Source organism: Photobacterium sp. GB-72, assembly GCF_003026095.1.
In the GTDB taxonomy this organism is placed as follows: Bacteria; Pseudomonadota; Gammaproteobacteria; order Enterobacterales; family Vibrionaceae; genus Photobacterium.
This window is the reverse complement of record NZ_PYNV01000009.1, coordinates 60813-74921: the sequence shown is the minus strand read 5'-3', so window position 1 is coordinate 74921 and position 14109 is coordinate 60813. Positions and strand designations below refer to the sequence as shown.

The following is a 14109-nucleotide window of genomic DNA, read 5'->3' as shown; positions in this document are numbered from 1 at the left end:
ACGAAACTCTGATGATGAAAAAAAATGTACTCAAAGCCTTGTCGAAAGGCATCGCGTTATCGTTAACAATTTCTAGCTTCGCTTACGCTGAAGAAACGAAAGCACCTGCAAATGAAAGTCAAAGCTGGCAACAAATTGAACAAAAAGCCAAAGGTCAAACCGTCTACTTCAATGCATGGGGTGGCAGTCAAGAAATCAACGACTATTTAAAATGGGCCGATAAACAATTACAAAAAAGTTACGGTGTAACTCTAAAGCAAGTCAAAGTCACCGATATCGCTGAAACGACCCAGCGCCTACTGGCAGAAAAAACAGCGGGGAAAAACACCAACGGTGGGGTTGATTTAGTTTGGATCAATGGTGAAAACTTTCGTTCAATGAAGCAACATCACCTCTTGTACGGCCCTTTTACTCAACAGTTACCCAATTGGAAGTATGTTGATACTAAGCTACCTATTGATCAAGATTTCAGCGAACCAACAGAAGGCTATGAAGCGCCTTGGGGCGTTGGTCAACTCGTCTTTATTTACGATACCAGTGTGCTTAAACAACCACCTCAAAGCTTTAAAGAGCTATTAGCATTAGCGCAAAAGAATCCTGGTAAGATCAGCTACCCTCGCCCACCAGAGTTTCATGGTAGCAGCTTTTTAAAAGCAGCATTGCTAGAGCTCACTGACGATAAAAAAGCACTCTATCAGCCATTATCATTACCCGCAGAAAAAACGCTATTTGATAACGTGACAGCACCGCTTTGGCACTATTTAGATCAGCTCCATAAAGTGGCATGGCGTGGTGGTAAACAGTTCCCAGCGGGCACTGCAGAAACCGTACAACTGCTTGACGATCAGCAATTATTATTAGCTGTCACTTTTAACCCCAACGCTGCCTCAGCTGCAATTGAGAACGGTAATTTAACTCAAAATGCGAAAACCTATGCCTTTAAGCAAGGGGCATTAACCAATATTCACTTTTTAGCGATACCATGGAATGCATCAGCAAAAGAAGGAGCACTGGTTGCGATAAACTTTTTAATGAGCCCAGAAGCACAAGCGCGTAAATCAGACACCAAGATTTGGGGCGATCCAACAGTGCTAAAAGCCCAAGCATTTAGCCAATTAGCTGAGCCTTATAAGAGCCAGTCTTTTGAGCTTTATCCATCTATTGCCGAACCCAACCCTACATGGTTAATGGCCATTGAGCATGAATGGCAAAAGCGTTACGGACACTAAACTTTGTTATGTTGCTCTAACTGTTATTAAAACAGCCAGCACATCACTGTGCTCTGCTCTTTCATCAGCAAGTTCAGACATGCTGGCTGTTTTTATTAAGCTTTTTCTAATTCGATTTGCGCGTTAGGCTCAAACTCTTTACTGATCATCCAACATGCTATCCATGCCGTAATAGGTGCAACAATAATCAACGATAAACTACCAATTAATGTTCGTGCAATTTCGGCTGCCACGACTTTCATGTTGATAATTTGCATCACATCGTTACCACGACTCGCAAACAACATAATCATTGTTAAAAAACTGCCTGAATAGGCTAACAATAAAGTGGTTGTCATCGTCCCGATCACCGCATTGCCAACTCGAAAACCTGATCTCAACAAATCCATTTGATTCATGTCTGGCGCATTGATTTTTAGCTCTTCCATCGTCGCCGCCATTTCCATCGCAACATCCATTGCCGCCCCACTCGCCCCAATTAAAATGGCGGCATACAGAATATCTAGCATGTTTAAATACATGCCCGTTTCAAACAATAAGGGCTGAGCTAAAGGTTGTGTCATACCGTCTAAATGAAGTAACTTGCCGACCAACACACACAGAATCATGGTGACAATTAATCCAATAATCGTGCCTGCCAATGCCGCCTTTCCTTTTGCTGTCCAACCGGCAACGGACAAAATGATCAAACTACACAGCATTAATAAACACACGGCGGTGACTAACAAAGGAGAATAACCCGCCATAAGCCCAGGGATCAGAAGCTCTACGATGATCACAATAGATCCAATGAACGACATTAACGCTTTGGCACCGACTTTTCGTGCATACAGTAACAAGCCTAAACTAAAGGCGATTGCTAAGCCGATTAATGCAGGAAGACGATAACGAGATATCACCCTTGTACGTGTGTGATCATTCTTCGCTATCGCCACTAAGACGCGATCGCCAACCTGATAATATTCATCATATTCCATCGCACCATTCATCAAATTGTAGGCAACGACTTTTTTATTATTACTCAGCGTTAAATCTAACGCCTGCTCTCCCAGACGATTACTACCAATAATGGTGACCTTGCTGTTATTAACCGCAGTTACTTCACCGACTTTATAGTCAGATCCTGTCACACCTTGACTAAACATTTCACAACACGTCACTAGAAGAACGATAAAGGCTAAAATCACACCGCGCATTTTTGTTTCCAACTGCTTTAAAAACCACGAAAAAAGGCTGTCCAAGACAGCCTTTACCTAAAAATTAATCCCTAACTACCAATTTTTACGTTCATTAATGTCGCTAATGTTTTCGCCACTTGGGTGTTATCTTCAAAATTGCCAAATTTCTCAGCACCGACACCAACTGCAGAAAGCGGTAATTGTGTCGCGGTATGCGCATAGCTTGTCCAGTAAACACCTGCTCGTTGTGAAGTGATGTGCGCTACAGCAATGGCTACTGGATCATACCCACCATAAGTCGCATCATTATGCGTGCTGTAACCGTCAAAATCAGTGATATTTTTAGCACGAAGTTCGTCATCGATATCCATCGCATGATTTAGCGTTTGCTGCTCTTCCTTCGTCAGCAACTTCAAACCAAAATGCTCATCAATATGCTTCATGAAGGCTTTACGATCGCCGTTATATACACCTTGAAGCTTGTCTTCGATAGACTCATCAACATCTTTTAGCTTATCTAACTGTACAAAATAGTTCTCACCTAAGCCTAAGCCCATACCACCAGTTTCATGATCGCCCGCTACAATAATTAGTGTTTCATCTTTATGGTGCTCATAAAAATCAACAGCCGCTTTTACTGCTTGATCAAATGCGATGGTATCTTGAATCACCGTTGATACATCATTAGCATGTGCCGCGTGATCAATTCGACCACCTTCTACCAACATGAAGAAACCGTCAGGATCGTACTTCAATGTTTCGATCGCTTTTGACGTCATTTGCGCTAGAGATGGCGTACTAAGATCTTTCTTACGATCAATTTCATAAGGAAGGTGCGATGAGGCAAAAGAGGCGAAAACCTTTTGCGAGTTCGTTGGATGGAAGGCTAAGAAATCCGCCGAAGAATCAGCACCAATAAAAGTGTGGTAGCCTTTTTGTTTGAACCCATCAACAAGGTTCTTACCGTCTTTACGTTTACTGCCTTCGCCATTAATAAAGTGACGAGAGCCACCACCGGCAAAGAAATCGACATTCGATGCTAGGTAATCATTGGCAATTTCATTTTCGTTATCGCGACTAATGTTTTTAGCAACAAAAGTGGCTGGTGTCGCATGGGTCAAACGTGTAGTGGTAACAATACCTGTTGCCATCCCCTTGTCTTTAGCTGCATCCAACGTTGAGCGTAACTTATGCCCTTTTGGATCCATTGCAATAACGCCATTATCCGTTTTTACTCCGGTCGCTAATGCTGTACCTGCTGCTGCAGAATCGGTTACTAAAGTATTAGCTGAATGGGTGGTAATAATGCCTGCTACAGGCATTGCATTAATGGCTAAACGTTGTGTCTGATCCCCATTTTGTTGCTGCAAGTAGTATTCACTGATCTGACGTTGGGCTGTCCCCATACCGTCACCAATCATAAAGAATACATATTTCGGCGCATCTGCTGCATGAGCACTTAAAGAAAGAAGTAAAGATGATGCAATTAAAGTGGGTTTTAAAATAGACATTGTTAACTCGCTGTTTTTATTGAATGCGAGCAAGCTACATTGCATTTATTAAACAATTCTTACAAAACACACTATATGCTTTATGGGTATTCTCAATGGAATCAATATCACCTTATTAACGCATCCATTCATGATGAAGCTGCTCACTGTCGCCTAAATAATCGAGTAACCAACTGACAGCTGGGCTCAACGTTTCTGTATTCCATGCTAAACAACAGGGACTCATTGAAGGCTTCACCGCGAGCTCTTTTTCCACCAGCTCTCCTGATTCAATTTTACTGATCGCCATATGGCTAGGAACAACAGAAATACCCAGCCCTGCTTGTAAACATTGAAATGCACTGTGCCAACTTGGCACCATGATCCGACGTTGGTTATCCATTAGCCAAGTTGTTCGTTTAGGTAACGTTCGAGAGGTATCTTCTAAACAAATCGCAGGATATTGCGCTAATTCAGAAGGCTCTAACGGATGCGATGCCATTGCTAAAGGATGATCTGGCGATACCACAAACTTCCACGTTAAAACGCCCATATCACGATAATCAAAGCTGCCACCAATTGGCACTGCAGCAGTTGCGCCAATGGCAATATCAGCCCGCCCATCAGCTAAGGCATCCCATACCCCATTAAACACTTCCATTGTTAGGTGCAACTCTACATCTGGAAAATGTAAATAGAAATCTCGAACAAGGGTATTTACTCGACTTTGGCGAACCACAGTATCAAGCGCAACAGAAACATTTTCTGACCAACCATTCGCTACCCGTTGGGTTTGATATTTAATGGTATCCATCTGTTTAATAAGTTTGCGCGCTTCTTCGACGAAATACTCACCAGCGGGTGTCAATTTCACCTGCCTGTGCAATCGAACAAATAATTCGACAGCTAATCGCTCTTCTATTAATCGAACAGTATAACTAATCGCACTAGGGACCTTATGTAATTCTTCAGCCGCAGCAGAGAAGCTGCCACGACGGGCAACTACGTCAATAACTTGGAGATCGTTGTATGAAAACATATCAAATCAAATTTTTTGAAAGCAATGTTGAAATATTAGCGTTTCACAGCGATTTAAACCAGTATTACACTACACATATGTCATATAGATATAGTTATAATAAAAATGAATAAACAACACGCTAAACCATCAAAAATCACCCTATTTTGGTTCGCTTGCTTAAGCATGCTGGGCTTTTTAGCCACAGATATGTATTTACCTGCGTTTGAAACGATTCGTGCCGACTTTGCTACAACCCAATCTCTAATCGGCCTTTCGCTAAGTATCTTCTTACTTGGTATGGCATTAGGCCAACTGGTTTACGGCCCACTGTCTGATCGTATTGGACGTATTAAAGTACTACTTGGCGGTATTGCGCTATTTAGCCTTGGCTCTTTAGCCTCTGCTTTTGCGTCAAACATTGAAGTGTTCTTATTAGCACGTTTCGCTCAAGCATTGGGTGCATGTAGCGCAACGGTTATTTGGCAGGCAGTGGTTGTTGACCGTTACGAGGGTAAAACTTCTGAGCGTGTATTCGCAACCATTATGCCGCTTGTCGCGTTATCTCCAGCATTAGCACCATTATTAGGCGCACTGCTTGAACATCACGTAGGCTGGCGCAGCATCTTTATTGCATTAGTCGGTTTTGGTGCTGTTTTAGCAATGCTAACGCTTAAAGAAAAAGAAAGTGCTGCATTAGATAAAGAGCAAGAAAGCGTAACGGTTCAACTACGTAAAGACTATAGCCAAATCCTACGCTCTAAAAAGTTCTGGGGTAACATGGTTATTTTCGCAGCATGTTCTGCGGCATTCTTTGCTTACTTAACAGGTTCGCCATTTGTTATGTCTGCAATGGGTTACTCAGGTGCAGATATTGGCCTAAGCTACGCACCACAAACAGTGGCATTCATCGTGGGTGGTTACGGTTGTCGTACTTTATTAAACCGTTACTCAGGTAAGCAACTTCTACCGTGGATTTTAGCGCTATTTTTTGCAAGCGTAGCGGTAATGTTTATTATCTCGGTAACAACAACAGTAACAACAATCTGGCCTATCTTAATCCCATTCTGCTTCCTAGCAGTGGCGAATGGTGCGATTTACCCGATTGTTATTAGCGCAGCACTGTCTGACTTTAAAAACTGTAGCGCAACCGCTGCTGGTCTACTTAACTTCATGCAGACTATGGTATGTTTTGCGGCTAGTGGTTTAGTTTCAGCATTCGCTGCACACGGTCTACTAACAGTAACAACTGGCATGTTCATTACCGGCTTTATTGCAATCGTTGGTTTTGTCCTAGTCGTTCAAGCTCGTAAAGAAGAGCAAGAGGGTGAGCTACAAACTGCGTAATATGCTTTAGCCAATCTACATACTGGTTTTACAAAAGGGGGAGCTGAATTATCAGCTCCCCCTTTTTTCTTCATTAACTCTGGCAGTTAAGAGTTCATTAACGTAATACTATTTAGCTTCACTGTTTGTAACGTTACCAGAACGTTAAGCTTTCAAATCTTTCTCATATAGATTAAGCACTCTTTCATCTAGCATCGTAAGTCTAGATTTAAGTTTGCTTGCATTTTCCGGGGTTGCAGGTACATTGACAGGGACTAAATTTGCAACAGAATCTCCACATTCCGCAGCTTCGACCCACTCTTGCATCGCACCTATATACGAATCGAGAGCACAAGCCGCGTTAGGACTATCGTCGCAAGTTAGGTAAATGCTAGGTAGGTCTCCAACGACCACCCACAGCCATTCATCAACATCAGGACTACCTGGTTTTATTTTGAATAAAAAGACCCCAACAACTCCTGCAACGAAGATACCCACGTACGATTCGAGAATTTCCGAGCACCAGTTATAAAAATTCAACTCTGAATGCGCCTCAATGAGCATTGAATTAAATTCGCTTTTATCTTCAGAAATGCTAGATATGTAGATATCAGTCTTTACCACTTTCGAAAAATCAATTTCAACCACTTTATCATCTCCTTCTCTTACCCCAACGAGAGAAATCTCCCGCATCTTTATGTCGCTGCCTATGATTATCAGCCGTTCTTGGTTTCACATTGGATACGTGGTCGGGGCCACCATCATTCAAAGGAATCTCATGCGAAACATCCTGATTTTTTCCAGTAGCAGGATCTTTTGGCCAAGATTGATTGTGCTCTTTCTCCCAGTCTTTCCGTAGTTTTGGGTTAGTTGTATATCGTTCCTTATTAGACCAACTAAATGGTCCATTAGGCCCATCGGTTACAACTCCATTCTTTGTAACACGATTATAAACTTCTTCAAATGGTTTGGCTTTTTTAATCGCCACCATAGCCGCCCCATCAACAAGAGCTTTCACTCCTAAAGTTAGGTTTTGTTGAAAGGTTTGAGAAGCACTTAAAGCATCATATACATTTGTCCCGACTGTAATGACATCTTCAGGTGTAGACAAAAAGCCATTATAAACAATATCTGCTGCAAGTTGTTGATCAATAATTGAGAAACTAACTTCTTCACCAATAACTGCAGGTTTATTTGGCATAGAGTCGGGTATATAATCTTTATTACTGTCACGATGTCGGCTTTTTCCATTGTCGTCACGATCTCCATAAGGATTATTTGGCGAACGGTCAGGATTACCAACACTTCCTCCATGACCATCAGGTTCGCCTTGTCCAGATGGATTTCTTTGTCCTGTCGCCATATTCGTATTATCGCCAGCCCAGGAGTAGCCAGTTGGATCAATATACTTTAATGGGTTATTCATCACATACGAGTAACGGTTGAAGCTATTGGTCATAAATGGGGCTTGTATAATCGGATCTGGGCTAATGAAACGCCCAATATCTGCATCATACACCCGCCCATTCATGTGGATCAGGCCAACTTCCTCTAAATGTTCATGCCCCGTGAATCCCCGCGTGGTTAAGCTCAATTGCAATAATGTGGCTGGGTTATTGGTATCTTGCCATAGAAGTTTACGTGCTTTGCCCCATGCATCAAAACTACGACGTTCAACAATGTTCCCGTATCCATCTGTGATTAAATCTACCGATGAAAGAGCATCGTAATGCATGTAACGAATTTGTTTATCTCTCAGGTTTCTCTGATTGTCATAGTCGCTAACATGCAACGCAATTAGCTTACCGTCGGCATAAATGTACTGTTTGTGTTCAACACGTTTGGTTTTGGTATTAACAACTTGCTCGTAAGTTTTTCCAAAGTACAGAGTCTGTTTACCACTACTATCTTCACGATAAAAACGGGCATGATTAGCATCATACTCAAACGAGGTTGTATGCCCATTGCGTGTAATACGTTGCGGTTTGTTAAAACTTGTCCAAACAATACTGCGTTCTTCTTTACCTTGTTTAGTCGCTCTTACCATATTGCCAGCAGCATCATAGGTATAATGCGTATCACCCGCTTGAGTTACGGCATGCTTATGTGATGAACGATAGTAGTACTGGCCTACTCCTGTTTTATAGGTAATGTTGCCTAATTTATCGTAGCGGTAATCAAACCGTCGATTAAAATCAGGATTACCAGCACCATGTTGATTACGATCATCCAGCATTGGTGTGGCACTAGTTACTCTGTCGAGTAAATCGTAAGTAAAGCGTTCGTTTAACCCTAGGCTTCTATCATAACGTTGAGTAACATTACCCCAATTGTCGTAGTTGTAATTTATGTGTCGATAGCCATCTCGCGCAAATTGACGACTTAACAATTGTGTACGACTGGTAACTTTACTTGCTTTATGGGTGGCAATAATTTTTGCACGTCCCGTCTTTTCACTGTGAACATAACTGTTTGCTAGTCCATTACCTAAAACTTCACTCGTCGTGTGATCGTAGGCGTCAGTGTTAGTACGCTGCCAATAGTAAATAAACGCATCTTTATTCGCTTTTGCTAACTCTGATTGGCGGATAATAGTTTGCAAGTGCGTTTTTTGCTTAGCTACTTTTTGTATATCTTGTTTATAAAGCCCACTTAATTTGGCTACTTCTTGTGATAGCGATACTAACTTTCCAGCCAATTCGCTATAGGTTTTATAACGTGCATTAGCGATTTCACTCGCCAGTACAAGCTCTTGCGCTGTGAAGTTAATTTCTTGCGATGTCGATGCATCTTTATAAGCCCCGTAAAGATGCTTACCTGCAATTAGATCAAGTGAACCATTATCATCGTGATCCTTTAATACCCAATCATCTTGCTGTGTAGCTCCACTTCGGTTTAACTCATGACTTGAGGTTTCATAAACCGTCGCGTCATAGTATTTATTGCCACCTTTGCTATGACTGTAGCGTTTAGTTAGGCGGTAATACTTATCAATATTGACATCTAACGGAATAGAGACGTCATCATGTAAAATAAGCCATGTGGCAGGTTGCAAGTAGCAGGTACCCGCACTATTACAGTATTTTCTAAATCGCTGTGCACCATTTAGTAAGCCTAAAGATTGCGAATCAAGCTCATGAACATCGACACTGTTGCCTCTTATTTCACTGGCTTTTCGATTATAAAAATCCCTTTGCTGTGCGTAACGATTGGCTAAATTCAGGTACTTTTGTGCCTGCGACGAAGCATCATTGATAAGAGCCCGAACGTCTTGTTGGAAGCTTAAACTGGTAAAAATACTGTCAGCCGCTGATTTAGGGCTTCTTACTGCACTATGGTAACCAAACTCATTGTAAACATATTGCAAGACGAGGTTATTCGGACGAATTTCTTGCGCAATACGCTCAAAATCATCGTATTCATAACGCTGAACCAGTGTTTGCCCTTTAGCTTCCATTTTTTCTTCTACAAGCAAGCCATTGCGATAGAAGAAATTTTTTATATTTCCTGAGCTTTTTTGTCGATGGAGAAGCCCCTTTCCTCGTCCGTCATATTCCCATGTTGATACGATACCAGAGACATCTTCACGTATTTTACGACCTAATTGATCATAGGTGATACGTGTCGTTTTACCGTTTGCATCACGCTTATATACCAACTCACCAAAGGTGTTATAGTCGTAATGTAACGTACCTAAATCTGGATCGATCAATAACTTGCGGTAGCCAAGGTTATCGTATTGAATAGTCGTCGTATTGTTGGACGAATCCGTAGTTGTTTTTAACTTACCATCTGGGTAGTAAGTGTAAGTTTGTGAGGCGCCTAATGGCTCATCAATTCTTACTACATGGCCTAGTAAATTTTTGGTGATGGTTTTTGTGTATGTTCCCCCCGCTTTTGACTCTGTATAGGTTTCTTCAAGGCCTTTATAGCTTACTCTGCTCTCTTGCCACCCACTCCCAGAATCTGAAGGTATTTTGCTATAAGTTTCACGATCCAAAGAATCATAGCTAAATTGGCTATGAGGAACATTTGACATGAAATCATCGGGCTTTTCGAAGCTTGCTCGGCTATGACGCAATTTTCGCCCAAGATTATCCCAATGTTGGTCTACATATACCCAGCGTCCATCAAATGATTGATGGATATTGCGAACTTCTCGGCCGCTTCTATCGAACTGTGTGAACGTTTTTCCATGACCATTTCTTTCAGTTACGATACATGAAATAGCTTTGCTCGCTTTAGTCTCACAATTTGATCCCAATTTGTATGAATATTTGATCCAATTGTTTCTTCCAGGCAACGAAGTTTGCTGTAAACGCCCATAAGAATCATAAGCGTAGTTAGTTACACGATTATTAGGATCGGTGACCTTTGAAACAAGTCCAAAACGCTGATCATATTCATAAAGTGTTGTATGACCTAGGGAGTTTGATGAAGAACGAGGAAATAACCCTTTACTATCAAAAGTGGTGCGAACTGTTCTTGAACCCGTTTGCGTTCCCCCTGTTGATTCAGAGATAACATTGCCATAACCATCATATTGGAATTGTTGTACAAGTGACTTTGCGCCTATCGAACTACTGCCATAATCACTCGATTGAGTTGTTTGTGATAATAACATTCCACGGTTATCGTACGACATAGAACCGATGGACTTTTGTGTCAACCCGTTAAAAGAAACGGTTGTCACACGTTGCTTAATAGCACCCGTTTTCCAAAATTCCCTACCTGACTCTGAAATCAGTGTAACCAGTGATCCTTTATGTGAAACAATATCTTGTAAGCCATCACCATTATGATCATAAATATAGTACTCACCACACAGTTTGGGCGATTTTGATTTAAAGTGAGATTCGCTTACGGCTGTATAATTTGTCTTATTTATATGTATATTACCGGTTATATTCGATGAAGTGCTGGCTACATCTAACCGATAAAAATAGGGGTAATTTCCAATCAAAATTGGAGTTACAACGTCACCATGAATATGTACGAATTTATTACGTGGTTTAATGTATTGTTTATTGTCATTTCCACACCAAACATCTAGATGTTCAAAGTTAGCTAGATTTCGCGCAATATTACTTGAGCTAGTATTTTGCGCTTGATTAATAACTTTATAAGACGGCGTTCCCGATGATACGTAGCTAGTTTCATCAGTTTGAGTAAACTTTGTCTGACCAGATAAGGACTTTGTCGTTACTGTTTTTGTTACTCGACCTAATGAATTGTGAGTATATTTTTTTTGAGTTAAGCCTAAATCTTTGCCAAGTTCATCTTTAACTTGAACTTTATTTTCAGTCTGTAATATTTGGTATGAATACTTACCACCATAGCCATACTTAGGTCTATGTGTATATTTATTCCACTCTTCACGGATTAATTTATTGTTTCTTTTTTCACTTTGATAAATCAGCTTTCCAGTAGGTAATTTTTTTATTAGCCCGCCAACATTTCGATACTGCTCGTATTTAGAGTATATCTCTGTTATTACACCTGATCCGGAGTAGTACTTTGAGGTTATTGATTCAAAGCCTAAAAATCCCCCGCCGTTAGCATGTGATTTTGCACCAACATAATCATAATGGGTTCTTCCTTTTTTTCTACTGTATACATTTTCGACAACAATTAATGAAGGCGTGCTGTTCAGAACAGGAAAATCAAAATAATTTTTTTGTTTATGATAGATTTTGTTTGATATCGCAGTATAACTCAACTCTACTAAATCAGAGTATGACTCTATTGAACTAACATTATATAAACTTGGTGTAAATCTTATTTTCGATGAATATTTATTTCCATCGACTGTCAATTTCTCAATAATATTATCTGAGTTTGTATCAACGTAATAAGCATTACCATTGTAGTTTTTGATGGCTTTTACTTTATTAACATCAGAATCAAGATAAACTATTTGATGATTATTATCATGCTTATCTTTTAAGATAATTTCTTTAAGTCCATCATTGTTAACATCAATAACTTGAGAGATATAATTAGAAGTATTATTAAGTTCAACAGGTGCCTCATAGTCCTTTCCATTATTCAAAAGAATATAATAATTACCTGATTGATATAAAATATCCTTATAACCATCATTATTAAGATCGATAAATTTTACATTTCTTATCTTCCCCGTTCGGTATCTATAGTCAGCAGTTTGGGAAGGACATCTCATTCTTATGTATGTACAATAACTTAGCAATCCAAATTTTTCTTTATTATTAAATTTCACATACAAAGAAGAATAATCATAAGACCAATCTTTATCGTTAGAACCACTAAACCTTCCTTTTTGGCTATCAGAACGAAATATAAACGAATCTAATAATCCATCATTATTAATATCTAATACATCCCCATCACCAGAACTATCAGTCTTTCCATCACCATTTGTATCATGTCTTTTTAATTTAGATAGGTTGTTAATTCCATCGCCGTTATCATCAGCAACATTACATCCTGTATTAGAATTACAAGCTTTTATTTCTTTTAAACCAGTACTATTCCAAATTCCTAAAGCATGATTATTTGATTTTGAAACAACATCAAAAACACCATCCCGTTCTTTGTCGTATAAGATCGGATTGGTTACATTTAAAATATTTTTTGCCGGTGAACCAGGGTGCTGTACCTGATAATCCCATTTAATATCGATAGGTTTTAATTCATGACCAGAAATAGTGCTAGAAATTTTCGTAACAAGAGATATACCAGAAGTATCTGCATATTTATAATTCAAGGTATACTTACTGACTTCCTGATTATATGCGTTATATATTTTTACATCATTTAATCTTTTCTTCCTTAATACTTTATGACCAAGAAAGTATTTTTTATAATAATCACTTCTATCTGAATAATTAAAATTCGCCCTACCTCCAGAATAACTAATTGAAGATAAATATATTACATTATTATCAGTAATATATTTATACTCTATTTGGTTATTTGAGTTATCTTTCTTATTACTAATTTCCCATCTTAATATATTATTGGATAATGATAATCTAGAGTCAGCAGTACCACCGAATGTATGCTCGATACCTGACGGTGTCCAAGCTTTAAAATATTCGGGACCACTCCCTTTTTTATTAAAGGATACGTATTTATTACCATCATCAATTTCAGTACGATATTCTGTAAGATGCTCACCATCTTTACCAGTTATAGCAATGAGTCGTTTTCCATTAACACAATATCTATCATTACTATCAAATTTTACACCTCCCCACTGTCCATCCGTTGACAATGTACGTGCACACCTTGTAATTGTGCTTTTTCCTTTCAACCACCACCCTAATCCAAGCTCTTGATTCGTCCCATTGCTATTATATCCAATCGCTAGCGAGGGAGTATGACCCGCTCTACCTTTCGGTAAATCAAGGGGAAGCTCATAATTAGCCTGACCACCTGAAACATGAAAATCACCCTCAAGATAAGGTGCGTCTGCTTTTACATAACCGCAAAACAAAGGTAATGAGAGTAAAAATCCATTTATTATTTTTTTCATTTTAATCCTTAGCCACCATCTCTCTTAACTTGTTTATTTCACGCTGCAATCTAATTAATTCAACGTCTTCGGACTGACTATCACTTTCATAACTTAGCTTTTCTAAGCCAACATTTATCTCTAAAGGCTCATCTGTCGGTTCTTTGATATAAGAATGTGTTAGCACCTGCTGTAATTGTTTCATTGGCGCAGGGTATTCAGCTTCAAAGCCTAATTCTTTTTTTGTGTGATCAGGAAAAAAAATGCTTTCACTTTCTTTTTTATTGGGTTCGTCAGTTAGAAATAAAAAAAGAAAAATACATATGAAAGCGAGCACAAAAAATAACAGTAACTTAAAATATTTATTCATAAT

8 protein-coding genes are annotated in these 14109 nt (G+C 39.5%); 2 read left to right on the top strand and 6 right to left on the bottom strand.

Features of this window, described 5'->3' with window-relative positions; translation table 11 throughout:
- Positions 1-11 precede the first annotated feature (11 nt).
- Positions 12-1229, top strand: coding sequence for an ABC transporter substrate-binding protein (locus C9J40_RS11700; RefSeq protein ID WP_107246954.1), 1218 nt, complete (start codon positions 12-14; stop codon positions 1227-1229).
- A gap of 95 nt (positions 1230-1324) precedes the next feature.
- Here C9J40_RS11700 and C9J40_RS11695 read toward each other — a convergent pair whose 3' ends face one another.
- The 3 genes from C9J40_RS11695 to punR all read right to left on the bottom strand — a co-directional run bounded on the left by C9J40_RS11695 (position 1325) and on the right by punR (position 4936).
- A complete protein-coding gene (locus tag C9J40_RS11695; protein ID WP_107246953.1) occupies positions 1325-2425 on the bottom strand; it encodes a YibE/F family protein in 1101 nt (366 codons plus the stop codon).
- A 71-nt stretch (positions 2426-2496) separates the two neighbouring features.
- Complete coding sequence (locus C9J40_RS11690; RefSeq protein ID WP_107206478.1) at positions 2497-3918, bottom strand: alkaline phosphatase; 1422 nt, start codon at positions 3916-3918, stop codon at positions 2497-2499.
- 115 nt (positions 3919-4033) lie between these two features.
- Positions 4034-4936 carry a DNA-binding transcriptional activator PunR gene (punR, locus tag C9J40_RS11685; protein ID WP_105060039.1) on the bottom strand — a complete coding sequence of 301 codons (903 nt, stop codon included), beginning with the start codon at positions 4934-4936 and terminating at the stop codon, positions 4034-4036.
- Between the two features lie 105 nt (positions 4937-5041).
- On the opposite strand from punR, the gene punC reads away from it, so the two are divergent.
- The gene (punC, locus tag C9J40_RS11680) at positions 5042-6262 is read left to right on the top strand and encodes a purine nucleoside transporter PunC (protein WP_107246951.1); all 1221 of its coding nucleotides are present in this window, start codon (positions 5042-5044) and stop codon (positions 6260-6262) included.
- Positions 6263-6406: 144 nt separating this feature from the next.
- Here punC and C9J40_RS11675 read toward each other — a convergent pair whose 3' ends face one another.
- The 3 genes from C9J40_RS11675 to C9J40_RS11665 are packed head-to-tail and all read right to left on the bottom strand — an operon-like array spanning position 6407 to position 14106.
- A complete protein-coding gene (locus C9J40_RS11675; protein WP_233220317.1) occupies positions 6407-6889 on the bottom strand; it encodes a hypothetical protein in 483 nt (160 codons plus the stop codon).
- Between the two features lie 4 nt (positions 6890-6893).
- Complete coding sequence (locus tag C9J40_RS11670; RefSeq protein ID WP_107246947.1) at positions 6894-13757, bottom strand: RHS repeat-associated core domain-containing protein; 6864 nt, start codon at positions 13755-13757, stop codon at positions 6894-6896.
- Between the two features lies 1 nt (position 13758).
- Entirely contained in the window at positions 13759-14106 is a 348-nt protein-coding gene (locus C9J40_RS11665) for a hypothetical protein (RefSeq protein WP_107246946.1), read from the bottom strand.
- Positions 14107-14109 lie beyond the last annotated feature (3 nt).

Bases quoted from the DNA above. Each gene is read 5' to 3' on its own strand.
- C9J40_RS11690 (WP_107206478.1), bottom strand. From the start codon at position 3,918: ATGTCTATTTTAAAACCCACTTTAATTGCATCATCTTTACTTCTTTCT.
- C9J40_RS11670 (WP_107246947.1), bottom strand. From the start codon at position 13,757: ATGAAAAAAATAATAAATGGATTTTTACTCTCATTACCTTTGTTTTGC.
- C9J40_RS11665 (WP_107246946.1), bottom strand. From the start codon at position 14,106: ATGAATAAATATTTTAAGTTACTGTTATTTTTTGTGCTCGCTTTCATA.
- C9J40_RS11695 (WP_107246953.1), bottom strand. From the start codon at position 2,425: ATGCGCGGTGTGATTTTAGCCTTTATCGTTCTTCTAGTGACGTGTTGT.
- punC (WP_107246951.1), top strand. From the start codon at position 5,042: ATGAATAAACAACACGCTAAACCATCAAAAATCACCCTATTTTGGTTC.
- C9J40_RS11700 (WP_107246954.1), top strand. From the start codon at position 12: ATGATGAAAAAAAATGTACTCAAAGCCTTGTCGAAAGGCATCGCGTTA.
- punR (WP_105060039.1), bottom strand. From the start codon at position 4,936: ATGTTTTCATACAACGATCTCCAAGTTATTGACGTAGTTGCCCGTCGT.